The sequence below is a fragment of the Pseudoalteromonas marina genome, assembly GCF_000238335.3.
In the GTDB taxonomy this organism is placed as follows: domain Bacteria; phylum Pseudomonadota; class Gammaproteobacteria; order Enterobacterales; family Alteromonadaceae; genus Pseudoalteromonas; species Pseudoalteromonas marina.
Window position 1 is genome coordinate 14,681 of sequence record NZ_AHCB03000008.1, and the last position, 26,028, is coordinate 40,708.

The following is a 26,028-nucleotide window of genomic DNA, read 5'->3' on the forward strand; positions in this document are numbered from 1 at the left end:
CTCCATTTACTGAATTTAGGCTTTTGAAAACTCTTCTTTTGATAACTCACCATTTTGGTCTGTATCGAGCTCTGAGAACATGCTCATTAATTTTGCATCAACTGATGCTTCGGCTTGGCTAATTGCACCATTACCGTCTACATCGAGTGTATTAAAGTCAGAGCCTGCAAAAGCGGCTGACGAAGAAGCGAGTGCGATAAGTGCTAATGTTTTATTAATGCGTTTCATAGTATGTATCCTTCAAGTTGTATGTGAGTGATTGGTACTTACTGTTAATCACGTTTTTCGATTAGTACAACCAGACTATTACAACTTAAATGCCAATATTTATTAGTTTATATTTTTCAGTGCCTTACGTGTTAAATACTGAAAAAAGTGCAAATTTAAGCATTATTTTTGTAGCTATTTAGCAACGCTGGTTTAATTAAAAAATATAAGTTATTAAAAATCAGATATTTAGGTTTAATGTAAAAAACCACAAAGCGAAGTTATTTAAATGATCAAGGTGTAATTAGGTATTGAGCAGGAAGTTTTAAACTGAACAAGGTGTAAAAATAAAATAAAATATAAAAAATTTGAATGCTATATCTCTGTTTTTATTTAATAAAAAATAATAATTTAGAGCTTGGTAATTTATTTTCGTTCATAAAGTAAAAAGTCGCTATTTTGTTGCAAAATAGCGACATTAAAACCTAATCGGCATCGAGTTCTATCATAGCGGGGTCAATAAAGTGCTCTTTCATAAAAGCTTTCATCTCTTCTTTACTGGCTAATAACTTAATACCGCAACGCAGGCCTGCATTATGATCTTTCACGCTGCACACTTCGCCTTCAAAGCCTTTGCTATTACTACCTAATACCACAGTGCATTGTGAGTCTTTGATGCTTTCTAGATCTGCGTCAGTTTTTACATCAAACATAGCCCCCGTTAGCGAAATATCTTTTATAACACCATCGAGTACCTTGTCATCACTGAGTTTAAGTTTTGCAGGTAATAGAGTTGGGATACGGGTTTGCGAACGTAAACTAAATAGCTGAACTTGCTTGGGGTAGTTTATAAAAATCAGCCTAACGGGGTGTGATGCAATAGATTTAATTTGCTGTCTAAACGCAATTATTTGTCCATCGTCACCCTCTATTAATGCTCTTACAACGACGGTGACGCCATCTCGTAAGTAATCATTTCCACCCGGTAAACGTTTGGCTGTAGGGAAGTTTAAAATAATAAACTTTTCATCAAGCAAGCCTACCATTTCTGTTTTCACGCGCTTACTGCTAGTGGGTGTTAATATTTCTAAGTCAACTAAACTGCCAACCGGTATATTATTTAATTTATCTGCATGTGTTGCTGGCATATCCATTCCATAAACATAGTAGTAAAACGTTGTGTTTTATCCGCGCCAAAACGTAGGCGTAAATAACACAAGCAAAGTAAAAATTTCTAGTCGGCCAAATACCATTGCAATAGTCAGCAACCATTTAGCGCCGTCGGTTATTGCACCATAATGCGAGGCAACATCACCCAACCCTGGGCCTAAGTTATTTAAACACGCTGCCGTGGCCGAAAAAGCCGTAATATTATCCATTCCCGTGCCCATAAGCGCCAGCATAATAATAATAAATACTAAGGCATAGGCAGAGAAGAACCCCCACACAGCTTCTACAACCTTATCGGGCAATGCTTTACGGCCAAGTTTGATTGAATAAATAGCACGAGGGTGCACTAGGCGGTTTAGCTCACGTACGCCTTGCAGGTAAAGTAAAAACACGCGCACCACTTTCATACCGCCCCCGGTAGACCCTGCACAGCCACCAATAAAGCTCGAAAATATTAATAAAATAGGTAAAAACAGCGGCCACGTTGAAAAGTTATCGGTAGCAAAACCTGCCGTTGTACTCATTGATACCGCTTGAAATAGTGCTTGGTCAAGGGTTTCATCACCATTGGCGTATATCTCGTTTGACGACAACACAGTAAAACAAATAACCACCAGCGCCAATTGAATGCATAAAAATACTTTAAACTCGGGGTCGCGAATGTAGACCTGCACGTTCCGGCTTGCCACCGCAGCGTAGTGCAAGGAGAAGTTAATAGCGGCAATGATTAAAAAGAATACACAAATAAAGTTAATAACCGGGCTGTCGAAATGGCCCATAGAAGCATCATATGTCGAAAACCCACCAATGGCGACGGTAGAAAACGCATGACAAATAGCATCAAACCAGTCCATTCCCGCCGCCCAATACGCCAACATACAGGCAATGGTTAACGACACATAAATATACCAAAGGTGCTTTGCGGTATCGGCTATGCGAGGGGTCATTTTTGAGTCTTTTACTGGGCCGGGGATTTCAGCACGGTACAGCTGCATTCCACCAACACCTAGCATGGGCAGTATTGCAACAGCTAATACAATGATCCCCATACCGCCAAACCACTGTAATTGCTGGCGATAAAACAGCACTGACTTAGGTAAATATTCAATCCCCGTCAGCACCGTAGCGCCTGTGGTTGTTAAACCCGAAAAGGCTTCAAACACCGCATCAGCAAGGGATAAATTAGGTTCTTGTAAAAAGATAAGAGGCAAGGATGCGAATGCCCCCAGTACCAACCAAAACAAAACCACTATTAAAAAGCCTTCGCGGGCTTTTAAATCCCCGTTTTCGTGTCGGTTTGGGTAATACGCTATTAAGCCAATAATAATACTGAAAATAAACGCTAAAACAAAAGGAACACCACCACCATCTTTATAAATTAAAGACACCACAGCAGGTGGCACCATGGTAATACTAAACAGCGCAACAAGTTGCCCAAGAATTTTTATGATGGTACGAAATTGCATTTAGCTAATCGCTTTTATTATTAGTAAATTCAGGCTCAACTGCATTAGCCTGGTTAAATAGAATGAATATGCATTGTATGCAACTTGTGTAGGTTATTACTCTTTAATAGTTAACTCAACTGCGCCGTGACTTAAATCAAAAATATCTTTAATTGCTTGCTGTGCTTGGCGGCTATCAATAGTGATCACCCAATCAATATTAGCAGTAAATTGCTTTTCAATGTTGAGCACTTGGTAGTGCGTTTTAAGTAGCTGCTCAATTGCGCCTTGCATACTGTATTCACTGCTGCCAATTAGCTCAACACTTGGAACTTTAAGTACGGTGTCTAATTTGGCTAATGCATTATTTAACGACCCGCCATAAGCTCGCACTAACCCGCCAGTTCCAAGTTTAATTCCTCCAAAATACCGGGTTACCACGGCAGTAACTTCACCAAGTCCCGATCCCACCAGCACATTTAACATTGGTTTACCGGCCGTACCATTGGGTTCACCATCATCTGAAAAACCATACACGTGGCTGCCACCGGGGTTACCTGCCACATGGGCCCAACAATTATGCCGAGCATCGCTGTATTTATCTTCAATACTTTTAATAAAAGCTTTAGCTGCGGCTAAATCGGGAGTATGTGCAATATGCACAATAAACGTGCTTTTTTTAATTTCTTCTTGGTGAAACACAGCACCGGCTGGGTATTTATATTCTGACATATTTTACTTAACCAAAAAAATGGGGCCATTAGGCCCCTTCTCTTGCTAACTTATCACTTAATCTAAGTGTAAGTCGCGCGTCATATTTTCTAAACTATCATCGTGCACAATAATGTTATCTTCAATACGAATACCGCCATAAGGTTTAAACGCTTCAACCTTATCCCAGTTGATGTATTGCTTGTTGTCGGTTTGCGCTAAATCACCTAACAACGAATCAATAAAGTACAAGCCAGGTTCAATAGTAAACACCTGATTTTTCTCTATCATACGTGTACAACGTAAAAATGGGTGCCCTTCTGGAGATGCTTGATGAGTACCTTTGTCGTCACTCATAAAGCCGCCCACGTCGTGTACTTGTAAACCAAGGTGATGCCCTAAACCATGCGGAAAGAAAGTAGAGGTGATTTTACGCTCTACAATATCTGCAGCTGGTAAGTTAACTATATTAAAGTCGCTAAGAATTTGCGCTATGCGGTTATGGCACTCAACATGTAAGTCGCCGTAAAGCATACCTGGCTTTAATCCTTTGCCTAATTCGATTTGCGTAGCCGTCATTGTATTAACTAGCTCAGCAAATTCACCCTGCTTTTTGAAGTCATAAGTACGCGTTATATCTGCGGCGTAGCCGTTAAAGTTTGCGCCAGCATCAATTAAAAATGAGTTATGCGTTTGCGGTGCGTTTGGCTCAAAATGAGTGTAATGCAAAATAGCGCAGTTTTCGTTAAGCGCCACTATATTGCCATACGGCATTTCGTTTTCGCTTTGGCGTGTAGCCATAAGGTACGCTTGTTGAATATCAAACTCACTACCACCATTAAAAAAAGTGTCGCGTGCAGCTTTATGGCCATCAACCGCTATGCGGTTAGCATTACGTAAACACTCAAGTTCATACTGCGTTTTGTATGCTCTATTAAAGTGTAAATAGTTAAGCACGGGCTCTGGGTTCATTATGCTAAAGCCAAGTGCTTGAGCTACTTCTATGTATTCGCCCATGTAAGCGTACTTTGCTTTGTCATAAGGAAGTAGCTTTTCAACCTGATCGGGTTGTAACAATAGTTCTATATCAAAATACTCAGCCCAAAAATCATGTGGTTCGTCAGGTACTTTATGCCAAAAATCAACAGGACGATAAAAAATAAGCTTAGGTTTGTCGCTACCATTAACAACAATCCAGCAATGTGGATTATCAATAACAGGTAACCAAGCTTTAAAGTGAGGATTAACTTTAAACGGGTAATACATGTCGTCTAAAAATTGGCGCTTTGCTTGGCCAGAGTGAATAACTAATCCTTCTAACCCTTCGCTTTCGCAAATTGTACGAGTACGCTGCTGCAGTGTTGCAATATGTTCGGCGTATAAAACGGCTAATTTATCCATTGTTAATCCATCTGTTAAATTTAACTTGCTTTGAGTCTACCACTTATAGCTATTACGCTCAAAAAAGGGAGATGGCCCACTGTGAGCACAATCCCCCTTATTTAAACTTATGTTTACTAACCGCCTATTTTCATTTCCAGTATGGGAGCCAGTAAATTACCCTCTCGGCCCATACGAGTATGATATACCTGCCTGTAAGCAAATACATTTTTGACATAATCGCGTGTTTCTCTATACGGAATAAGCTCTATCCATAACTCTGCTGGCATTGCATCATCAGGCACCCAACGTTTTATACGATGGTAGCCTGCGTTATAAGATGCTGTAGCAAGTATCTCGTTACCATGGTTTTTCTTTTTCAAGTAACGTAAATAACTGGTACCTAGCCTAATATTTGTTTTAGGTTGATATAACCGACTATTAGACACACTGCCTTTATTTACATACTTAGCGGTACTTGGCAGCAATTGCATTAAACCTCGTGCATTAGCACTTGATCGCGCGTCAGGAGCAAATGAGCTTTCACGCCTTGCAATAGCAATACTCCAAGCTACATCTATTTTATTACGCTTGCTGTAGCGCTCAAATATGTCTTGAAAAGCAAATGGAAAACGTTGTTCAACATTATCCCAGGCTTTTATTTTAGCGAGTGTGAATATCGTGCTGTCGTGCCACCCCAAATTGGTAGATAAAACAGAGGCTGCAAGCTTTTCTTCTTCATTTGAAGTGTTTGTTAAGTAATTCCATTCACGTCTCGCTGAAGTAACACGCTCTAACTCATATAATGCTTTTGAACGTTTAAAACCAGGGGCATTACTCACCTTTGCGATTAATTGCTCACTAACCACTTTTGGTTGATTATTTAGATCAACCGGCAAGCCTAAACGCGCAGCGGCTAAAAAACCATAATAGTCTCGGTTAGTCGCAATACTTTGCCACATTTTTTTAGCTGTTTGATCGTCACCGCGTTCTGCATAACTATACGCAAGCCAATATTGCTGGCCTAAACTAAGATTTTCTTTGCCTGTAAAAAACGCAGCAATGCCTGCCCAATCTTGGGTTTTAAGCATGTTACCAAGCTGCCATTGCATTAATTTGTTGTCTTGGCGCTCTTTTGGCACTTTGTTTAACCAAAAACTGGCTTGCTTATGCCCACTAGAAGCAAGTGATAAAGCAAAGGTGTAGTATAAATCTGCCTTTTCTTTATCGCTGTAGTTAAACATACGCTCTATTTTTTCCCATGCGCGCAGCGCTAGTTCTTTGTCGCGCCAAATTAGACGCTTAACACCATAAAGTGCAATTTCACCCTCTTTAGGCGATTTATTTTTATAGCGATATAACCCCGCCGCAGCGCTTGGGTCGCGGCGAACTTTTAAATATAAGTCAGCAAGGTAACGCTCATTTTTTGGTAAAAGTGTTTTTAAATAAGGTAGTAGGCTTTGCGTTCCGCCTTGCGCGGCAAGTGTAATTCGTTGCCATACAGTATCGGCATTCATATAGCCTTTTTTGCGCCAGTACGAGAATAACGAATCGCACTCCTTAGGTTGTGACTTTCCCACCGTCCATAAATCCGTCACCTGATTTAAAATGGCTTTTTCTGGGGCGCCTAAATCTAATTGATAACCCAAATATGTACAGGTGTATTCAGCGTTGCTCGTGTCGCGGTAATTACGAATATACGCCGCTTTTCTATTATTTTTTTCAAGATACTCCAGCCATACTTTACGAACGGGCCATTCAAGTGGCGTATGCTGATATATATTTAAGTAATCTTCTATTTCTGCTTGATATTTTATGCTCGGGTTTCGTTGCCAGTATGTTTTTTCTACATACGGTTTTAGTGGGTGGTTTAGGTTATTAACTACGTTTTTAAACTCGCGGTAACTTGCGTTGCGTACTTTTTTTTCAGCATCTAAAAATGCGTCGTTATCGATGCTAGCCTCGGCAGAATAAAGAGGAAAAATAAAAGCAGCTGCCGCAAAACTAAATAATTGTTTTTTCATAATGTCCTTTAATAAAAAATTAAAGTAGTGAATAAAAGCTTTTTCACCACCTTAGCACCAAACCAGCTATATTTTAACCAGTCGTTTGTAACCGAGTTAAATTTTTCGTTGCATTTTTTACTCAAAGCAAGCACACTGATTGAAATGCAAACTCATCGTACCAGTCTTAGTTCGTCAACTAGGGAGAATAAAATGTTATATAAAAGCGATTCCTTTGAAGTTAGCTTCCTAAAGGAAAACATCGCCGAGTTTAAGTTTTGTGTTGCAGGTTCTGTAAACACATTATCTCAAAAAACTCTTTCAGATTGTGCAGCAGCATTAAAAGAATTAGCTGCTAATTCTGATATCAAAGGCATGGTTTTTACCAGTGATAAAGACCACTTTATTATTGGCGCCGACATCTTCGAATTTTTACCTACATTTACTAAACCTGAAGAAGATTTAGTCGTGTGGATCAAAAACGCAACTGACGTTTTTGATGCAATTGAAGATCTTCCATTCCCAACTCTAAGCGTTGTAAACGGCTTAGCACTTGGCGGCGGATGTGAGTGGGCACTTGCTACCGATTATCGTGTTGCAAGCGAAAGCGCTAAAATGGGCCTACCAGAAGTTAAACTTGGCATAATGCCTGGTTTTGGTGGCACAGTGCGCTTACCACGTATCATTGGCGCAGATAACGCCATGATGTGGATCACTTCTGGCGCTGAAAACCGCGCAGCTGACGCCCTTAAAGTAGGTGCGTTTGACGCAGTAGTTAGTGCTGACAAACTTTTAGAGTCAAGTGTAGCAACACTTGAGTTAGCGATTGCAGGCAAGCTAGATTGGCAAGCAAAACGCAACGCAAAACTACAGCCACTTAAATTAAACCGTGTTGAGCAAGGTATGAGCTTTGCTATGGCAGAAGGTATGGTAATGGGTAAAACCAAAGGCCACTATCCTGCTCCGGTTATGGCAGTGCGTACTATTAAAGCAGCGGCAAACTGTACTCGCGATGAAGCAATGGCAATCGAAAATGCTAACTTTGCAAAACTTGCGCGTACCAACGAAGCTGCAGCGCAAACGGGCATTTTCTTAAATGACCAGTTCATCAAAGGTAAAGCACGCAAACTTGCTAAGCACAGCGATGTAGAAATTAAACAAGCTGCAGTATTAGGCGCGGGTATTATGGGCGGCGGTATTGCATATCAGTCTGCTTATAAAGGCACACCAATCATAATGAAAGACATCCAACAAGATGCGCTTGATTTAGGTATGGGTGAAGCGTCTAAATTATTAGGTGCAAAAGTTAAGCGTGGCCACATGCCAATGGAAAAAATGTTGGCAACACTAAGCAAAATTAAGCCAACACTTAACGATGCAGACCTACAAGACGCTAACATTATTGTTGAAGCCGTTGTAGAAAACCCTAAAGTTAAGCAAGCAGTATTAGCAGACCTTGAAAAGAACATGCCAGAAGGCACTGTACTTACATCAAATACGTCGACTATCTGTATTGACCTACTTGCTGAAGCACTTGATAAACCAGAAAACTTCTGTGGTATGCACTTTTTCAACCCAGTGCCAAAAATGCCATTAGTAGAAATTATCCGTGGTGCAAAAACGTCAGACAAAACAATTAACGCAGTCGTTGATTACGCCCTTAAACTTGGCAAGTCTCCTATTGTTGTAAACGACTGCCCAGGCTTTTTTGTAAACCGTGTTTTATTCCCTTACTTTGCAGGCTTTAGCAAATTAGTTGTTGAAGGCGCTAACTTTGCAAAAGTAGATAAAGTAATGGAAAACGTATTTGGCTGGCCTATGGGTCCGGCTTACCTACTTGATGTTGTAGGTATTGATACGGCTTATCATTGTACTGGCGTAATGGCTGACGGTTTCCCTGAGCGTATGGCACGTGCAGAAAAAGATCCGGTAACTGTTTTTGCTAACGAAAAACGTTTTGGTCAAAAGAACAAAGCAGGTTTTTACAAGTACGAAACAGACCGTCGTGGTCGTCTTAAAAAATCAAGCGATGCAACAGCCGTTGAGCTACTAGCGCCAATTACTGATGCACCGAAAGAATTCGATAAGCAAGAAATCATTGACCGTTGTATGATTCCAATGATCAACGAAGTACTTCTTTGTTTACAAGAAGGCATTGTTGCTTCTCCACAAGAAGCTGATATGGCACTTGTTTACGGCGTTGGTTTCCCTCCATTTAGAGGCGGCGCGTTCCGTTACTTAGATCAAACTGGTTTAGCTAACTTTGTTGCAGCAGCAGACAAATACGCTCACCTAGGTGCGATTTACCAAGTATCAGAGCAAACTCGCAAATGGGCTGAAGAAGGCCGTGTTTTCTATAAGGTGGAAGGTTAATATCATGAATAATCCAGTAATTGTAGATTGTATCCGCACACCAATGGGTCGCTCAAAAGGCGGCGTATTTAAAAACAAGCGTGCGGAAGACTTAAGCGCTCATTTAATGAAGGGCTTACTAGAACGCAACCCAGCGGTTGATCCAGCATCAATCGACGACATTTATTGGGGTTGTGTACAGCAAACATTAGAGCAAGGCTTTAACGTTGCACGTAACGCATCACTACTTGCGGGTATTCCACACTCAGTACCAGCAACCACAGTTAACCGTTTATGTGGCTCGTCAATGCAAGCATTGCATGACGCAGCACGCGCCATTATGACGGGCGCTGGCGACACTTACCTAATTGGTGGTGTTGAGCACATGGGCCACGTTCCTATGACTCACGGTAACGACTTTCACCCAGGCTTAGCAACTTCAATTGCACAAGCATCTGGCTCTATGGGTTTAACGGCAGAATACCTTGCTACTATTCACGGTATCAGCCGTCAGCAGCAAGATGAATTTGCTTATCGCTCACATCAACGTGCACATGCTGCAACAGTTGAAGGCCGTTTCCGCCGCGAAATTCTCGCAATGGAAGGTCACGCAGCAGATGGTTCTTTAATTTTAGTTGAAGATGACGAAGTAATTCGTCCTGAAACAACGGTTGAAGGTTTATCTCAGCTTCGCCCAGTATTTAACCCAGCTTCGGGTTCTGTTACAGCGGGTACGTCTTCAGCACTTTCTGACGGCGCATCAGCCATGTTAGTAATGAGCGAAGAAAAAGCAAAAGAGCTAGGTTTACCAATTCGTGCGCGCATTAAAGCAATGGCGGTTGCCGGTTGCGATCCATCAATCATGGGTTACGGCCCAGTACCAGCAAGTAAAAAAGCACTTGCCCAAGCTGGTATCACTATTGATGACATCGACGTAGCTGAGCTTAATGAAGCCTTTGCTGCGCAATCACTACCAGTACTTAAAGACCTAGGTTTAGCTGATGTGGTTGACGAAAAAGTTAACTTGAATGGCGGCGCTATTGCACTGGGTCACCCTCTGGGTTGTTCTGGTTCGCGTATTAGCACCTCGCTAATTCACTTAATGGAAGACAAAAATGCTAAGTACGGTTTAGCGACAATGTGTATTGGTTTAGGCCAAGGTATCGCAACTGTATTTGAGCGTGTTCAAGACTAATACTCTTAACACGTAAACCATCTTGGTGAGTAAAAAGGCGCACTGACGAAAGTTAGTTCGCCTTTTTTATTTGCCAAATTTTAAGGTGCTATACTAACGCAATTTAGTTTTGTGTTGTTGTGATCGGGTTTATAATTTGGCGTTGATATAAATACACTTAAATTAAAACTGATCCAGATCTAAGTAAAATAGTTAATTTATACTTAAAATTACGCTAAACTTTGGCGCAACAAAAAATCTGACTACTCGTAAAGTCACAGATTTGAAAACTATTTACAGGCATACGCACTATGAATTTTGATAACCCCGATCACCAATTAGATGCCATTGGCCTTCGCTGCCCCGAGCCTGTAATGATGGTACGTGCTGCTATTCGTAAAATGAACGATGGTGAAACACTGTTAATAACCGCTGATGATCCATCAACCACCCGTGATATTCCAAGCTTTTGTGTTTTTATGGATCACACGCTGGTGGCTAAAGATGCCGATGAAGCACCGTATAGGTATGTGGTGAAGAAAGGGTTGTAAAGTTCTCAGTTCTCAGTTCTCAGTTCTCAGTTCTCAGTTCTCAGTTCTCAGTTCTCAGTTCTCAGTTTCAAAATAGAAACCGTGCTCGTTAAATCAAGTACGGTTTTTTACTTCTCTTTACGCTAAAAACTGACAACTATAAACATTCTGCTATTTCTTAGTAATAGTCACTTTTGGCTCGTCATAGTCACTAAAATCAATGCTTACTATGTATGTGCCTTTTATCGCAGGCGTGTAGCTAAAGTAATTATAAATAGTATTACAGTCTGCTGTTGCTGCTTGCCCAAGTGTTAAACTTTGACCTTGTGGGAATGAGTCGCTGTAACCACAGTTAAAGCCTTCACTAAAATCGGCATCGGCAATTTTGAATTCGTACACTTTACCTGGTGTGCTAAATTTTACCTGTGCTTGATACAGTGCTGGGCCTACTAAGCTAAATTGGTACTGTGGCTCTGCGTCCCATAAAGTAAAATCGCCTCGCAGGTACATGGTGCGGTCGAGTTCTTTTTGTGGCAATACATCGTTAATTGATATTTGGCTTGAACATGCACTGAGTAACCCAGCAATAGCGAGTGGTATTATTTTTTTTATTGAAATCATCAATTTTCATCCTATTCATTATACCTATTAGCTTAATTAAACTAGGTAGGTATTAAAACTAAAAAGCCAGCGTTATGCTGGCTTTTTAAATTGCTAATGGCAGTTATTTTTGTAAAACAGAAATATCTGCAATATCCAAAAATAAACCACTTAACTGGCTTAATAGCGCAAGGCGATTTTGCTTAACAGCTTCATCGTCGGCCATAACCATTACGTTGTCAAAAAAGTTATCAACACTTTCACGAATGCCTGCCAATTGGCTAAGCGCTTCTTGGTAGTTTCCATCGGCATAAAGTGGTGCAAGCTCAGTTGCAAATTTTGCCACTTGTGATGCCAATACTTTCTCAGCGTCGTCGCTTAATAAGCTCTCATCAACATTACCTTGGCTTGTGATGTCGTTTTTAGCAAGAATGTTACTTACGCGTTTATTTGCGGCTGCAAGCGCTTCTGCTGCGTCTAAAGTACGGAAGTGGCTTACAGCTTTAACACGACGGTCAAAATCAACTGGTTTAGTTGGACGACGTGCTAGCACAGCTTGAATAACATCTACTTCAATACCTTCGTCTTGATACCATGCACGGAAACGTCCAAGCATAAATTCAAATACGTCGGTTGATACATTCAGGTTAGTAAGCTTTTCGCCAAACAGTGTTTGTGCTTTTGCTACTAGGTCTAAAATATCAAGAGGTAATTCTTTTTCTACCATAATACGCAGTGCACCAATAGCAGCACGACGAAGTGCAAATGGGTCTTTATCGCCTTTTGGTGCTTGGCCTATACCAAAAATACCCACCAGCGTATCAAACTTATCTGCAATGGCTACTGCACAACTAATTAGGTTTGTAGGTAAGTTGTCGCCTGCAAAGCGTGGCATGTATTGCTCGTTTTGTGCAAGCGCTACATCTTCTGCTTCACCGTCAAAGCGAGCGTAATGCATTCCCATTACACCTTGTACATCGGTAAATTCCATTACCATTTCGGTCATTAAGTCTGTTTTACTTAATAGGCCTGCACGTTTCGCTAAGTCTTTATCTGCGCCTAATTGCTCAGCAATATACCCTGCAAGTTCGCTAATACGCTCAGACTTATCTTTAAGCGTACCTAACTGCTTTTGGAATAAAACGGTATCAAGCGATTCTAAACGGCTTTCTAATGTTTTCTTTTTGTCGGTCTCAAAGAAGAATTGTGCATCAGCCAAACGTGGGCGTACAACTTTTTCGTTACCAGAAATTACTACGCTTGGATCTTTACTCTCGATGTTAGATACAAACAAAAACTTATTTAAAAGCTTGCCGTTTTGATCTAATAACGGGAAGTATTTTTGATCATCCTTCATGGTGTAAATTAGCGCTTCGGCTGGTACATCTAAAAATGCTTCTTCAAATGTTGCCGTTAAAGTAACTGGCCACTCTACTAGTGATGTTACTTCTTCTAGTAAATCTTCATCCATTGCAACAACAGCGTTAACTGCGCTTGCAGCTTCTTCTATTTGTGCACGTATTTGCGCTTTACGTTGTTCGTAATCTGCAATAACGTAAGCAGATTTAAGTACATCAAAAACCTCATCAGCATGGTTAATGCTAATTTTTTCCGGGTGATGAAAACGGTGACCTTGAAGTTGGTTACTTACTTGCTTACCAAGGATCTCACCTTCTAGCAATTCGCTACCAAATAAAATAGTGACGGTATGAACTGGGCGAATAAATTGTGTTTTATTCGCACCCCAGCGCATTGGCTTTGGTATTGGTAATTTACTTAACGCTTTTGCGATAGCATCTGCCATTAGCGTTTTAGTTTCTTGCCCTGCTACTTTAGCAATGTGCAATAACCATGCGCCTTTATCCGTTTCAAGTGTTTGTGCTTCACTTACCTCAATACCACAACCGCGTGCCCAACCCATTGCTGCTTTTGTAGGATTACCTTCACTATCAAATGCTGCTTTAGTTGCTGGCCCGCGCTTTTCAACTTCTTTGTCCTGTTGTTTAGCTTCAAGTGCTTTAACTTGTAAACCTAAACGACGAGGCGATGCATACCAACTTACGCCTTGATGTGCTAATTCTAGCGATTCTAACTCTTGAGTTAAATTTGCAGCAAATGCCTCGGCAAGTTTACGCAACGACTTTGGTGGTAACTCTTCAGTGCCAATTTCTACTAATAAATTTTGTGCTGTCATGCTTACTTATCCTTACACAGCGGGAAACCAAGCGCTTCGCGTGCATCGTAATAACTTTGTGCACACGCTTTTGATAACGCACGAACACGTAAAATATAACGCTGACGTTCTGTAACCGATATAGCATGGCGCGCATCTAATAGGTTAAATGCATGCGATGCTTTCATCACTTGCTCGTAGGCAGGAAGTGGTAAATTTGCTTCTATTAACTTTTGGCTCTCAGCTTCACACTTATCAAACTGCGCAAACAAGTCTTCTACGTTTGCATGTTCAAAGTTGTAAGTAGATTGCTCTACTTCATTTTGGTGGAACACATCGCCGTATGTTACACGCCCTAGTGGACCGTCTGCCCATACTAGGTCGTAAATGCTATCTACGCCTTGAATGTACATCGCTAAACGCTCTAGGCCGTAAGTAATCTCGCCAGTTACTGGTGAGCACTCTAATCCACCTACTTGTTGGAAGTAGGTAAATTGCGTTACCTCCATACCGTTTAACCAAATTTCCCACCCTAAGCCCCATGCGCCAAGCGTTGGTGATTCCCAGTTATCTTCTACAAAGCGTACTTCGTGAGTTAGGGTATCAATACCCATTGCTTCTAGTGAGCCTAAGTAAAGCTCTTGAATGTTATCTGGTGATGGCTTTAAGACTACCTGAAATTGGTAGTAATGTTGTAAGCGGTTTGGGTTTTCACCATAGCGGCCATCCGTAGGACGGCGACACGGTTGTACGTATGCGCTAGACATTGGCTCAGGGCCAATTGATTTCAAAAATGTTTGCGGGTGAAATGTCCCAGCGCCCACTTCCATATCAAGTGGTTGAATAATGACACAGCCTTGCTGTGCCCAATAATCCTGTAAAGCCAGGATCAAACCTTGGAAGGTTTTTACGTCGTATTTTTGCATATTTGGCTTTTTACTATCTAAGAAGTAGCGTGAAAATTATCCTTAGTATACCGTGTGTACACTCAGGTTTTAAGCAGTTTGTGTATTTGTAGAAAATAAAAAAGGAGCCCTTAGGCTCCTTTTTATTATCTAAATATGTTTTTACACGTCTAAGTTAACTACGCGTAGTGCGTTAGTTTCAATAAAGTCACGACGTGGCTCTACCTGATCGCCCATAAGCGTAGCAAATAACTGATCCGCGCCTACAGCATCTTCAATGGTTACTTGTAACATACGGCGTGCGTCTGGATCCATGGTAGTTTCCCAAAGTTGATCTGGGTTCATCTCACCCAATCCTTTATAGCGTTGGATATAGATCCCGCGCTTAGATTCAGTGATCAACCATTCCAAAGCATCCACAAAGTTATCAACAGGTTTTGTTTTCTCACCGCGTTGAATATAAGCACCTTCTGTAATGATGTTTGCAATGTTAACACCAGTCACAGCAATACGTTGGTAGTCACGCGATGTGATGAAGTCGTAGCTTAGTACGTGAGACTTATCTACACCGTGTTGACGAATATTCACAACAGGATAATACAAGTTTCGCTCTGCATCATACTGAGTTGCAGCGTTGAAAATAGTTGCATCTTCGTCACGGTCAACTAAATCGTCAACAAGCTCTTTTGTCCACGCAATTACTTTAGCTTCGTCTGCAAGGTCTTCTTTTGTTAATTCGCTTTGGTAGATTAAACGTTCCATTACCGTGTTAGGGTATTTACGTTTTAAGCGCTCGATTACTTTAACTGTATTTTGGTAATCGTGAACTATTTTCTCTAATGCTTCACCTTCAAGCGCAGATGCGTCTGCACTTGTGTATAAAGCTGCATTATTAAGTGCAAGCGATGTTAAGTACTCAACAAGTGCTGGGTCATCTTTAATATAGCGCTCTTGCTTACCTTTTTTCACTTTATAAAGTGGTGGTTGAGCAATATATATATATCCGCGCTCTACAATTTCCGGCATTTGACGGTAGAAGAATGTAAGCAATAAAGTACGAATATGAGAACCATCCACGTCCGCATCGGTCATGATGATAATACGGTGATAACGTAGTTTTTCAGGGTTATATTCGTCACGGCCAATACCACAACCTAATGCAGTAATTAGTGTTGCAACTTCTTGTGAAGACAGCATTTTATCAAAACGTGCTTTTTCTACGTTTAGAATTTTACCTTTAAGCGGAAGAATCGCCTGATTCTTACGGTTACGACCCTGCTTGGCTGAACCGCCAGCAGAGTCCCCTTCCACTATGTAAAGTTCTGATTGTGCAGGATCTTTTTCCTGACAATCGGCTAATTTACCCGGTAAACCTGCAAGATCCATTGCACCTTTACGACGTGTCATTTCACGCGCTTTACGCGCCGCTTCACGCGCACGTGATGCATCTATAATTTTCCCAACAACAATTTTTGCATCTACTGGGTTTTCTAATAAAAACTCAGTGAATTTTTCAGCCATTGCTTGTTCTACGGCAGACTTAACTTCGCTAGATACTAGCTTGTCTTTTGTTTGCGAAGAGAACTTAGGATCAGGAACTTTAACACTAATTACAGCTGTCAAACCTTCACGCGCATCGTCACCGGTTGCGTTACTCGTTGTTTTTGCTTTCTTGTTAAAGCCTTCTTTTTCCATAAAGTTATTAAGTGTACGTGTTAGCGCAGATCTAAAACCGGCTAAGTGAGTACCACCATCACGTTGTGGAATGTTATTTGTAAAACAGTAAATGTTTTCTTGGTATGCGTCATTCCATTGCATTGATACTTCAACGCTAATTCCGTCTTCTACACGCTCATGTGTAAAGTGGAAAACACCTTTATGAATAGGTGTTTTGTTACGGTTAATGTATTCAACAAATGCCTGAATACCACCTTCGTATTTAAAGTGGTCGCTTTTATTTTCTTCACGCTCATCATTTAAAATGATACTAACGCCCGAGTTAAGGAACGACAGTTCACGTAGGCGTTTTGCTAAAATATCGTAATGAAAATCTAAATTAGTGAATGTTTCTGCACTTGGCCAAAAACGTAGTTCCGTACCCGTTGTTTCAGAATCTCCAATAACAGCAAGTGGCGCATCTGGCACACCCATAGTGTAAAACTGCTCATGAAGTTTACCTTCTCGACGCACGGTTAGTTTTAATTTTTCTGAAAGTGCGTTTACAACCGAAACACCCACACCATGTAAGCCGCCTGATACTTTATAAGAGTTATCATCAAACTTACCACCAGCGTGAAGTACCGTCATGATTACTTCGGCAGCCGAAACGCCTTCTTCTTCATGGATAGACACTGGGATACCACGGCCATTATCTCTAACCGATACAGAGCCATCTAAGTGAATCGTTACAAAAATATCATCACAATGACCAGCAAGGGCTTCGTCTATTGAGTTATCAACGACCTCAAACACCATGTGGTGTAAGCCTGTGCCATCATCGGTGTCCCCTATATACATCCCAGGACGCTTTCTTACTGCGTCTAATCCTTTAAGTACTTTAATACTCGACGAGTCATAATTCTCAGACATGGTTAATCCCACTTATCTTGTTATTAGGTTGCCATGTTTCACGTGGAACATTTTTAGTTCTCGTTGCATGGGTTCCACCACAGCAGAAATACTCTCAGATAAAATTGAAGAGATAAATATTTGAGAACTGCAGTGAGACAATAGTTGTCCAACTTTCTCTTTTGTATCTTCGCCTAACTCTGAGGGTAAATCATCTATTAGCAATATAGATTGCTTATCGGTCTCTGACTCAATTAAGCTATTTTGCGTTACTTTTAACGCATACAATAATAACTTTAACTGCCCGCGTGAGAACGTATTCTCTACACTGTTGCCAGCGACACTGAAACTAAAGTCGGCCTTATGTGGGCCTTTACTTGTAAATCCTTGGCGAGCATCTCGCTCAAAGTTTTGCTCTAACGCATCTGCAAGAGATTCATTCTCTTTCCAGCCTGCATTAAACGTCATTTCTAAATCGCGTATAAGCGTTAATTCTGAGCACATTTTATCAAAAAATTGCTGCTTAAACCTACTTATATACGCCAATCTTAATTTATTTATTTCTTCAGCCAGTCTAACAAATTCTTTGTCCCAAAACTTAATTTGGTCAAAATAATTCTTAGGCTTAGATTTTAGTAAAGCATTACGCTGTTTTAATACTTTATTAAACGATTGCCACAAGTAAAAAAACTCATGTTCCACGTGGAACAAACCTAAGTCTAAAAACTTTCTACGCTCTTTTGGCCCACCAAAAAATAAGGAATAGCTCTCAGGCGTAATAATTTGAACAGGCATAAGCTGTGCAAGATCAGATATTTTACGGCTCGCTTTACCCTGAATCTTTAAATTTGTTTCACCTAAACGCGTTTTGCTAATACCAATAGGAATTGATAAATCATGCACCGTCTTTCGGCCATGAATTACAAATTGCTCTTGCTGGTGTGCAATGATGCTTTTGTGCTTTGGTGTTCTAAAAGACTTGCCGTGAGAAAGGTAATAAATAGCTTCTAAAAGGCTGGTTTTTCCGCTGCCATTTTCACCATATATAATGTTTACGCCATTAACAGGTTCTAGCGTCAGCGCCTCAATATTACGAAAATATTTGAGGCTCAAATGACTTAAGCTCATTATATGTTTGTGATCTTATAAACGCATAGGCATAACAACATACATTGCTTCATCATCACCAGCACCTTCTATTAGTGCACTGCTGTTTGAGTCTGCTAACGTAAACTGTACATCTTCAGTTTTTAATGTGTTTAATACATCCAAAACATATGAAACATTAAAACCAATCTCTAACTCATCACCTTGATAATTTACTTCAACAACCTCTTCAGCTTGTTCTTGCTCTGGGTTATTGGCAGTAATTTTTAATAAACCATTTGATAAGTTTAAGCGTACACCACGAAACTTCTCATTTGATAAAATAGATACACGCTGAAAAGCATTTCGTAACCATTCACGGTTAGCAATAATTGTTTTATCACCGCCTCGTGGAAGTACACGACGGTAATCAGGAAAACGACCATCAACTAGTTTACTGGTAAACGTAAACTCAATGTCAATAATACGAATGTGGTTAGCACCGAATTGAATAGTGACTAGCTCATCGTCGGCAACCATAAGGCGCATGATTTCTTGCACACCTTTACGTGGAATAATTAATTGGCGTTGAGTATTAAGTGATTGAGTAAGCTTTTTCTGTGCAATCGCCAAGCGGTGACCATCGGTAGCCACCGTTTTAATATCGCTATTATCAACTTCAAACGACATACCGTTTAAGTAATAACGTACATCTTGGTTTGCCATTGAAAAGTGCGTGCTTTCCAGTAATTTACGAAGCTCTAAACGCGTTAGTTGAAATTCAACTTCACCATCCCACTCTTCTAAATTGGGGAAGTCAGCCGCTGATAACGTTGTAAGTGAAAAACGACTTTTACCACTCGTTAATAACAACTGGTGGTCTTGTAAGCTTAACGTAATGTCTGAACCTTCAGGTAGACTTTTACAAATATCGAGTAACTTTTTAGCAGGTAAAGTTAATTTTGTATCGGCAATATCATCACCAACAAAAACACCAGACACTAATTCAATTTCAAGGTCGGTCCCTGTCATCGAAAGCTGTCCGTTTTCTACTACTAACAAAACGTTAGATAAAATTGGTAACGTATGCTTACGCTCAATTGCGCCCGATACTTGAACCAATGGCTTTAAAAATTGTTGTCTTGATATTGTTATTTGCATAAAAAAGTCAGCCCTAAGATGACAATGTTCTTATTAAATTTTGATAATCTTCTTTAATTTCGTGACTTTCATCACGTAACGATTTTATTTTACGACACGCATGTAAAACCGTTGTATGGTCACGGCCACCAAACGCGTCTCCAATCTCAGGTAAACTGTGATTGGTTAATTCTTTAGACAGCGCCATAGCAACCTGACGAGGCCTTGCTATAGAGCGGCTTCGGCGTTTAGAAAGTAAATCCGAGACACGAATTCGATAATATTCAGCCACTGTACGCTGTATATTATCAATTGTGACGAGCTTATCTTGCAGCGCCAATAAGTCACGCAATGCTTCTTTTACAAAGTCGATAGAAATAGGACGTCCAGTGAAGTTTGCATTTGCAATTACACGGTTAAGTGCGCCTTCAAGTTCACGTACATTTGAACGTAATTTTTTTGCAATGAAAAAAGCCACTTCGTGAGGTAAGTTTATTTTACTCTGCTGCGCCTTTTTCATCAAAATGGCTACACGTGTTTCAAGCTCTGGTGGCTCAATAGCAATTGTTAATCCCCAACCAAAACGAGACTTAAGCCTGTCTTCTACCCCTTCAATTTCTTTAGGGTAACGGTCAGAAGTTAAAATAATTTGCTGATTACCTTCAAGCAACGCATTAAAGGTATGAAAAAACTCTTCTTGAGAACGTTCTTTATTGGCAAAAAATTGAATGTCATCAATCATTAATGCATCAACACTACGGTAATAACGTTTAAATTCTTCTATTGCATTATTTTGTAGTGCTTTAACCATATCTTGTACAAAACGCTCTGAATGCATATACACAATTTTAGCATCAGGCTTATTTGCCATAATGCCATTACCTACAGCATGGAGTAAGTGCGTTTTACCTAAGCCCGTACCACCGTATATAAATACAGGGTTAAATGCAGAGCCAGGGTTATCGGCCACTTGAGTTGCAGCCGCTTTTGCTAATTGGTTAGATTTACCCTCAACAAAACTATCAAAGGTGTAGTTTTCTTTAATGTTTGATTTATAGCCCGATTTAGGTGCGGGTTCAACAACCGGTTTTTGCTCACGCGGCTGTTGCTTTGCTGATGCTTGAATACTAGGTGCAGGCTGTGTTTCTGTAGCAGGTGCAACCTGTGTATTTAAAAGTGGTTTGCTACCTACATCAAAACGAAGTTCCGGTGCTTCGTCACCACAAATCTCCACGAGTAATTCGTTAATGCGGTTAAGGTATTTTTCTCTCACCCAATCAAGCACAAAGCGATTAGGTGCATAAATAGTCAGAGTATCTTCGGTACTTTCTGCTTGAAGTGGTCTTACCCACATACTGAACTGCTGCGAAGGCAATTCATCTTGCAATACATATAAACAACTTTGCCAAACCGACAGATACACAGTTAAACTCCCAGAGATATAATTTTTATTCCCGCACATCAAAAATGGTTAAAAACCATGCATTTATTGCGTTTAAATAGCCAAATAAGCGGCCCAAGACCAAGTATTATGAAGGCACTTTATCCACAAGTAAAAGGCTGATTTTTATAAAATTATGTATAACGACATGAAAAAAAGCTAACAACCTGATTTAATTAAATTTTTAATTATTAGCCTGATAACAGATCATAACAAAATAACACCAAGATCGCGAACCAATTTTACGATCCAATTTACTTTTCCCCCGCTTTTATTCACTTTTTATACAAGGGCTGTGGAAAACTTCTTATTTATGATGATCCTACTAGATCGCGCTTTACGATCACTAACTGCCTGCTTAATAAACACGGTGCTTAACGCGTAATTATGATTGACTTTAGGTTGTTTCATCTATAATATCTCGCGCTCGCAATGGCACCTGTGCCAGGATCGCGACCTGCATAGGATGTTTTAACTTTAACCGATCGGATGAGATTGTTATGAAAAGAACTTTTCAACCTAGCGTTTTAAAACGCAAACGTGCACACGGTTTCCGTGCTCGCATGGCAACTGTAAATGGCCGTAAAGTATTAGCACGTCGCCGCGCTAAAGGCCGCAAAGTTCTTTCTGCTTAATTTATAAGTGGAAGACTTTAGCTTTGGCAGGGAGTTACGTCTGTTAACTCCCTCGCATTACTCTCGTATATTTAACGAACCCGCTCGGGCTGCAACTCCTTACTTTACTCTATTAGCTAAACCCAATGACCAAGAAAAACCTAGGTTAGGACTTACTGTTGCTAAAAAACGTGTAAAAAAGGCATGCCAACGAAACCGTATTAAACGTCTTGCTCGCGAAAGTTTTCGTTTAAATCAACACAACATCGATAACATTGATATTGTGCTTATGGTTAAAAATGGCATTGACGAGCAGTCTAATGAAGAATTAACCAAGCAACTGACCAAGTTATGGCGAAAAATCAACGAACGCTGTAAACCAGGTGCACCTAAGCCTCCACCCTTTAAGAAACGCCCAAACAAATCAGCTAAATCTAATAAACAAACCCAATAGCAATAGAATTACAGGGTTAATTAATGTATCTTTAGCTCACCTTTTAATCATGCATTTAAAATTTCCAATAGAGCCTTTAAATACATGATATCTATCTCACTAAATTTAACTAGGGGCATAAACATCATGAGGTTACTCAAACCACTTGTTGCTTTACCGACATTATGTTTAGTGTTATTGATCCGCGGTTATCAAAAGTGGATTAGCCCGCTATTAGGTCCGCATTGTCGTTTTAATCCAAGCTGCTCACATTACGCAATTCAAGCAATTAAATTGCATGGATTGATAAAAGGAAGTTGGTTAGCATTAAAACGCATATTAAAATGCCATCCTTTACATTCAGGTGGTGATGACCCAGTACCTGAAAAAATAACCCATATTAACCACCAACACGAGAAATAAGAGCTGTTATGGAATCGCAACGCACGTTTTTATTCATTGGCCTAATGCTAGTGTCGTTTTTATTGTTCCAAGAATGGAATAATGATTATAACCAGCCAAAAGTCGATCCAAGTGCCACAACACAAACGCAACAAGCAAATTCAACTGAATCGGATGATTTTATACCTTCATCGTCAGACTCTGGCTTACCGGCTTCAACAACATTAGCTAAACGTTCTGTTATAGAAATAACAACAGATGTGTTTAAAGTTAAAATCGACACCAAAGGTGGTGATATTGTTGAATCGGACTTACTTCAATACGAAGAAGTGAAAGGCGAAGAAACACCTTTCATGCTGCTGGGTGAATTTGATGGTAATCAATACTTTTCACAAAGTGGTTTAATTGGTTTAAATGGCCCAGACGCATCTGCAAACGGTCGCCCTACTTACCACAGCGAACAAACGTCTTATACCTTAACAGGTGATGAGTTACGCGTACCGTTACAGTTTACTGATAGCAACGGTGTTAGCTTTACTAAAACGTATGTATTTAAAAAAGGTCAGTATGATGTTGGCTTAGAATACACAGTAAACAATACAACCAGTGCCCCTATTCAAGTGCAGCTTTACACACAAGTTAAGCGCACAGTACAAGAAAAAGGCAGCTTAGTTGATCAAAACTATTTAGGTGCAGCTTACGGTACAGACGAAGAACCGTACGAAAAGTATAGCTTTTCTGACATGGCCGACAAAAACCTAAATGAAAGCACGCAAGGTGGTTACATTGCATTTATTCAACATTACTTTGTAAGTGCGTGGGTACCAAAGCAAGACCAAACCAACACCCTTTATAGCTTAATTACAAGCAGTAACGCCGCTATCATTGGTACAAAAGCAGAACCTGTTAATGTTCAAGCCGGTTCAGAGCAAACCATTACTTCTATTTACTACATGGGCCCCAAAGAGTCTGATGTATTAGAAGCGCTTCACCCTGACTTAGACCTAACTGTAGACTACGGCTGGTTATGGTTTATTTCACAGCCACTATTTGAACTACTGAAGTTTTTATACTCTGGCGAAGGTTCATTCTTTGGCTTGTTTGATATAAATGTTGGCGGTTTAGGTAACTGGGGTTTAGCAATTATTGCTATCACTATTATTGTTAAATCATTGATGTACCCGCTAACTAAAGCGCAATACACGTCAATGGCTAAAATGCGTGCCCTTCAACCAAAAATGGCAGCTCTTAAAGAAAAGTATGGTGATGACCGTCAAAAGTTCGGTCAAGCTACTATGGAGATGTACAAAAAAGAGAAAGTAAACCCAATGGGTGGTTGTTTCCCTATTTTGCTACAAATGCCTATTTTCTTAGCGTTGTTTTATGTATTTTTAGAATCAACAGAACTTCGCCATGCTGAGTTTATGCTTTGGTTAACTGATTTATCAGCACAAGACCCATACTACGTATTACCAATTTTATTTGGTGCTAGTATGTTTATAACTCAAAAGCTTCAACCTATGACGGTTACCGATCCAATGCAGCAAAAAATGATGACCTTTATGCCGGTTATCTTCTCTGTATTCTTCTTATGGTTCCCATCAGGCTTAGTACTTTACTGGTTAGTATCTAACCTTATTTCAATCGCGCAAATGCTTTATATTTATCGCGGTATGGAAAAGAAAGGAATAAAAGTAAGAGGCTAACTTAGCCCTACTTATTATAAAGGCGACTTAGGTCGCCTTTTTTATTGCCCATTTTTTATCAGAGCATTCGCGAGTGGTAATTTCATAGGTTACAATAGCGCCATAACGTACACATTGTTGGTAAATTAAATAGCATGATCAATCAAGACACAATTGCAGCACAAGCAACCGCACCTGGGCGTGGTGGTGTTGGTATTATTCGGGTTTCTGGCAGCCTTGCCAAAAGCGTTGCTGAAAAAGTTATTGGTAAAATACCAAAAGTGAGATACGCCGATTATGTACCATTTAAAAACTTAAATGGCGATCAGCTTGACCAAGGTATTGCCATTTATTTTGCCGGACCTAACTCATTTACTGGTGAAGATGTACTTGAGTTGCAAGGTCATGGTGGCCCAGTTGTGCTTGATATGCTACTTAAAGAAATTAGCAAAATAGAAGGTGTACGTTTAGCAAAACCAGGTGAGTTTTCAGAGCGTGCATTTATGAACGACAAGCTTGATTTAACCCAAGCAGAAGCAATTAGTGACCTAATTAATGCCACCAGTGAACAAGCAGCTAAAAGCGCCTTACAATCACTTCAAGGTGAGTTTTCTAAACACATTGAAACACTGGTTGAAAAAGTAATTCATCTTCGTATGTACGTAGAAGCAGCAATCGACTTTCCAGATGAAGAAATAGACTTTTTGTCAGATGGCAAAGTATCGGGCGATCTAAACGCAATTATAAACCAATTAAACACCGTAACTGACCAAGCTAAACAGGGAAGCATAATGCGCGAAGGTATGCGTGTTGTGATTGCAGGTCGTCCTAACGCGGGTAAATCAAGCTTACTAAATGCCCTAGCAGGCCGAGAGGCAGCAATCGTAACCGAAATAGCAGGTACCACCCGCGACGTACTGCGCGAACACATCCATATTGATGGCATGCCACTGCATATTATCGATACCGCAGGTCTTCGTGAAAGCCCTGACCGCGTAGAGCAAATAGGTATTGAGCGCGCATGGGATGAAATAAACCAAGCCGACCGCGTTTTATTTATGCTTGATGGCACCGATACTGTAGACACCGACCCACATAAAATTTGGCCAGAGTTTATGGCAAAATTACCAAAAGGTATGGGTGTTACAGTGATCAGAAACAAAGCCGATTTGTCGGGTGATGTTGTAGGCTTGGATGAAAACCAACAATACCCGGTCATAAGTTTAAGTGCTAAAAACGCTGAAGGTATAGAGCTCGTTCGTGAACATTTGAAGGCCTGTATAGGTTTTGACGGCGCAACAGAAGGTGGCTTTATGGCTCGTCGCCGTCATTTAGACGCTTTAGAGAGCGCAGCTTATCATTTAGATACGGGTAAAACGCAGCTTGAAATGCATGTTGCAGGTGAAATTTTGGCCGAAGAGCTGCGCCTAACGCAGCAATTTTTAAACGAAATAACCGGTGAGTTTACTTCAGACGATCTGCTTGGAAAAATATTTAGCTCGTTCTGTATTGGTAAATAAAAGACCTAACAATTAAATAATTAAAAATTAAGGGCGTAAAAACGCCCTTTTTTACTGCCTAAATTAAGCCTTTCTATATCAACATATGGGTATTTTTAGATAAGCTGAGTGCTATTTTAGGCTCTTATTTTCTCTAAATTAGTATCTTTAAAAGCTTATTAATGACCGACTTTACAAGATATAACCGCCTATTTAAGGTGATATATCTCACACATACGAATAAGTTAAGCCACTATAATTAACCTTAAAACAAGCTGAAATCACTGTTTTTAATATTTTATTAGCTAAAATTGCAGCCTTAATTGGCTATATATCAAAAAATAAGGCGATCACAAGTGTGTATTGATCGCACTATCCACCAGCTCAAACATGTAAATGCATGATCGAATATCACAAAAACTTTAAATTTAGTCAGATCAGTTATCCACAATTTCCATTTTTTGGACAAAAATCCAAAATTTTTTAGCTGAAATACACGTTATTAGCTCT

General features: G+C 40.2%; 21 protein-coding genes. 8 read left to right on the plus strand and 13 right to left on the minus strand.

Going from position 1 to position 26,028, the window contains the following annotated elements:
- Positions 1 to 15: 15 nt before the first annotated feature.
- The 6 genes from PMAN_RS14055 to PMAN_RS14080 form a co-directional block, all read right to left on the minus strand.
- Entirely contained in the window at positions 16 to 228 is a 213-nt protein-coding gene (locus PMAN_RS14055) for an EF-hand domain-containing protein (protein WP_006793996.1), read from the minus strand.
- 464 nt (positions 229 to 692) lie between these two features.
- On the minus strand, positions 693 to 1,355 hold the full coding sequence (locus tag PMAN_RS14060; protein ID WP_010558119.1) for a flagellar brake domain-containing protein: 663 nt from the start codon (positions 1,353 to 1,355) through the stop codon (positions 693 to 695).
- Positions 1,356 to 1,391: 36 nt separating this feature from the next.
- Positions 1,392 to 2,843: a TrkH family potassium uptake protein gene (locus tag PMAN_RS14065; protein ID WP_008130797.1), complete on the minus strand. Its 1,452-nt coding sequence runs from the start codon at positions 2,841 to 2,843 to the stop codon at positions 1,392 to 1,394.
- Positions 2,844 to 2,939: 96 nt separating this feature from the next.
- Complete coding sequence (locus tag PMAN_RS14070; protein ID WP_006793993.1) at positions 2,940 to 3,554, minus strand: YigZ family protein; 615 nt, start codon at positions 3,552 to 3,554, stop codon at positions 2,940 to 2,942.
- A 57-nt stretch (positions 3,555 to 3,611) separates the two neighbouring features.
- Positions 3,612 to 4,934, minus strand: coding sequence for a Xaa-Pro dipeptidase (gene pepQ, locus PMAN_RS14075; RefSeq protein WP_010558118.1), 1,323 nt, complete (start codon positions 4,932 to 4,934; stop codon positions 3,612 to 3,614).
- A gap of 116 nt (positions 4,935 to 5,050) precedes the next feature.
- Positions 5,051 to 6,937, minus strand: coding sequence for a transglycosylase SLT domain-containing protein (locus PMAN_RS14080; protein WP_010558117.1), 1,887 nt, complete (start codon positions 6,935 to 6,937; stop codon positions 5,051 to 5,053).
- 192 nt (positions 6,938 to 7,129) lie between these two features.
- On the opposite strand from PMAN_RS14080, the gene fadB reads away from it, so the two are divergent.
- The 3 genes from fadB (at position 7,130) to tusA (ending at position 10,993) form a co-directional block, all read left to right on the plus strand.
- Entirely contained in the window at positions 7,130 to 9,289 is a 2,160-nt protein-coding gene (gene fadB, locus PMAN_RS14085) for a fatty acid oxidation complex subunit alpha FadB (RefSeq protein ID WP_008130792.1), read from the plus strand.
- Positions 9,290 to 9,293: 4 nt separating this feature from the next.
- On the plus strand, positions 9,294 to 10,463 hold the full coding sequence (gene fadA / locus PMAN_RS14090) for an acetyl-CoA C-acyltransferase FadA (RefSeq protein ID WP_008130791.1): 1,170 nt from the start codon (positions 9,294 to 9,296) through the stop codon (positions 10,461 to 10,463).
- Positions 10,464 to 10,753: 290 nt separating this feature from the next.
- Complete coding sequence (gene tusA / locus PMAN_RS14095) at positions 10,754 to 10,993, plus strand: sulfurtransferase TusA (RefSeq protein ID WP_006793987.1); 240 nt, start codon at positions 10,754 to 10,756, stop codon at positions 10,991 to 10,993.
- Positions 10,994 to 11,143: 150 nt separating this feature from the next.
- Here tusA and PMAN_RS14100 read toward each other — a convergent pair whose 3' ends face one another.
- The 7 genes from PMAN_RS14100 to dnaA all read right to left on the minus strand — a co-directional run bounded on the left by PMAN_RS14100 (position 11,144) and on the right by dnaA (position 20,867).
- A complete protein-coding gene (locus PMAN_RS14100; RefSeq protein ID WP_008130788.1) occupies positions 11,144 to 11,593 on the minus strand; it encodes an early set domain-containing protein in 450 nt (149 codons plus the stop codon).
- 103 nt (positions 11,594 to 11,696) lie between these two features.
- The gene (gene glyS / locus PMAN_RS14105) at positions 11,697 to 13,766 is read right to left on the minus strand and encodes a glycine--tRNA ligase subunit beta (RefSeq protein ID WP_006793984.1); all 2,070 of its coding nucleotides are present in this window, start codon (positions 13,764 to 13,766) and stop codon (positions 11,697 to 11,699) included.
- Between the two features lie 2 nt (positions 13,767 to 13,768).
- Complete coding sequence (gene glyQ, locus PMAN_RS14110) at positions 13,769 to 14,671, minus strand: glycine--tRNA ligase subunit alpha (protein WP_008130780.1); 903 nt, start codon at positions 14,669 to 14,671, stop codon at positions 13,769 to 13,771.
- Positions 14,672 to 14,812: 141 nt separating this feature from the next.
- A complete protein-coding gene (gene gyrB, locus PMAN_RS14115; protein ID WP_008130779.1) occupies positions 14,813 to 17,239 on the minus strand; it encodes a DNA topoisomerase (ATP-hydrolyzing) subunit B in 2,427 nt (808 codons plus the stop codon).
- A gap of 12 nt (positions 17,240 to 17,251) precedes the next feature.
- On the minus strand, positions 17,252 to 18,346 hold the full coding sequence (gene recF / locus PMAN_RS14120; RefSeq protein ID WP_010558116.1) for a DNA replication/repair protein RecF: 1,095 nt from the start codon (positions 18,344 to 18,346) through the stop codon (positions 17,252 to 17,254).
- Between the two features lie 15 nt (positions 18,347 to 18,361).
- Positions 18,362 to 19,465: a DNA polymerase III subunit beta gene (dnaN, locus tag PMAN_RS14125; RefSeq protein WP_006793980.1), complete on the minus strand. Its 1,104-nt coding sequence runs from the start codon at positions 19,463 to 19,465 to the stop codon at positions 18,362 to 18,364.
- Between the two features lie 13 nt (positions 19,466 to 19,478).
- A complete protein-coding gene (gene dnaA, locus PMAN_RS14130; protein ID WP_010558115.1) occupies positions 19,479 to 20,867 on the minus strand; it encodes a chromosomal replication initiator protein DnaA in 1,389 nt (462 codons plus the stop codon).
- Positions 20,868 to 21,385: 518 nt separating this feature from the next.
- On the opposite strand from dnaA, the gene rpmH reads away from it, so the two are divergent.
- The 5 genes from rpmH (at position 21,386) to mnmE (ending at position 25,539) form a co-directional block, all read left to right on the plus strand.
- On the plus strand, positions 21,386 to 21,520 hold the full coding sequence (gene rpmH / locus PMAN_RS14135; protein WP_004335215.1) for a 50S ribosomal protein L34: 135 nt from the start codon (positions 21,386 to 21,388) through the stop codon (positions 21,518 to 21,520).
- Between the two features lie 7 nt (positions 21,521 to 21,527).
- Complete coding sequence (gene rnpA / locus PMAN_RS14140) at positions 21,528 to 21,953, plus strand: ribonuclease P protein component (RefSeq protein WP_006793978.1); 426 nt, start codon at positions 21,528 to 21,530, stop codon at positions 21,951 to 21,953.
- A gap of 126 nt (positions 21,954 to 22,079) precedes the next feature.
- Complete coding sequence (yidD, locus tag PMAN_RS14145) at positions 22,080 to 22,355, plus strand: membrane protein insertion efficiency factor YidD (protein ID WP_006793977.1); 276 nt, start codon at positions 22,080 to 22,082, stop codon at positions 22,353 to 22,355.
- An 8-nt stretch (positions 22,356 to 22,363) separates the two neighbouring features.
- Entirely contained in the window at positions 22,364 to 24,040 is a 1,677-nt protein-coding gene (gene yidC / locus PMAN_RS14150; protein ID WP_010558114.1) for a membrane protein insertase YidC, read from the plus strand.
- Positions 24,041 to 24,174: 134 nt separating this feature from the next.
- The gene (gene mnmE / locus PMAN_RS14155; protein ID WP_010558113.1) at positions 24,175 to 25,539 is read left to right on the plus strand and encodes a tRNA uridine-5-carboxymethylaminomethyl(34) synthesis GTPase MnmE; all 1,365 of its coding nucleotides are present in this window, start codon (positions 24,175 to 24,177) and stop codon (positions 25,537 to 25,539) included.
- The last annotated feature ends 489 nt before the right edge of the window (positions 25,540 to 26,028 follow it).

Bases quoted from the DNA above. Each gene is read 5' to 3' on its own strand.
- fadB (WP_008130792.1), top strand. From the start codon at position 7,130: ATGTTATATAAAAGCGATTCCTTTGAAGTTAGCTTCCTAAAGGAAAAC.
- yidC (WP_010558114.1), top strand. From the start codon at position 22,364: ATGGAATCGCAACGCACGTTTTTATTCATTGGCCTAATGCTAGTGTCG.
- PMAN_RS14100 (WP_008130788.1), bottom strand. From the start codon at position 11,593: ATGATTTCAATAAAAAAAATAATACCACTCGCTATTGCTGGGTTACTC.
- rpmH (WP_004335215.1), top strand. From the start codon at position 21,386: ATGAAAAGAACTTTTCAACCTAGCGTTTTAAAACGCAAACGTGCACAC.
- PMAN_RS14080 (WP_010558117.1), bottom strand. From the start codon at position 6,937: ATGAAAAAACAATTATTTAGTTTTGCGGCAGCTGCTTTTATTTTTCCT.
- pepQ (WP_010558118.1), bottom strand. From the start codon at position 4,934: ATGGATAAATTAGCCGTTTTATACGCCGAACATATTGCAACACTGCAG.
- PMAN_RS14055 (WP_006793996.1), bottom strand. From the start codon at position 228: ATGAAACGCATTAATAAAACATTAGCACTTATCGCACTCGCTTCTTCG.
- tusA (WP_006793987.1), top strand. From the start codon at position 10,754: ATGAATTTTGATAACCCCGATCACCAATTAGATGCCATTGGCCTTCGC.
- recF (WP_010558116.1), bottom strand. From the start codon at position 18,346: ATGAGCTTAAGTCATTTGAGCCTCAAATATTTTCGTAATATTGAGGCG.
- mnmE (WP_010558113.1), top strand. From the start codon at position 24,175: ATGATCAATCAAGACACAATTGCAGCACAAGCAACCGCACCTGGGCGT.
- yidD (WP_006793977.1), top strand. From the start codon at position 22,080: ATGAGGTTACTCAAACCACTTGTTGCTTTACCGACATTATGTTTAGTG.
- PMAN_RS14060 (WP_010558119.1), bottom strand. From the start codon at position 1,355: ATGCCAGCAACACATGCAGATAAATTAAATAATATACCGGTTGGCAGT.
- dnaN (WP_006793980.1), bottom strand. From the start codon at position 19,465: ATGCAAATAACAATATCAAGACAACAATTTTTAAAGCCATTGGTTCAA.
- glyS (WP_006793984.1), bottom strand. From the start codon at position 13,766: ATGACAGCACAAAATTTATTAGTAGAAATTGGCACTGAAGAGTTACCA.
- gyrB (WP_008130779.1), bottom strand. From the start codon at position 17,239: ATGTCTGAGAATTATGACTCGTCGAGTATTAAAGTACTTAAAGGATTA.
- PMAN_RS14070 (WP_006793993.1), bottom strand. From the start codon at position 3,554: ATGTCAGAATATAAATACCCAGCCGGTGCTGTGTTTCACCAAGAAGAA.
- fadA (WP_008130791.1), top strand. From the start codon at position 9,294: ATGAATAATCCAGTAATTGTAGATTGTATCCGCACACCAATGGGTCGC.
- glyQ (WP_008130780.1), bottom strand. From the start codon at position 14,671: ATGCAAAAATACGACGTAAAAACCTTCCAAGGTTTGATCCTGGCTTTA.
- PMAN_RS14065 (WP_008130797.1), bottom strand. From the start codon at position 2,843: ATGCAATTTCGTACCATCATAAAAATTCTTGGGCAACTTGTTGCGCTG.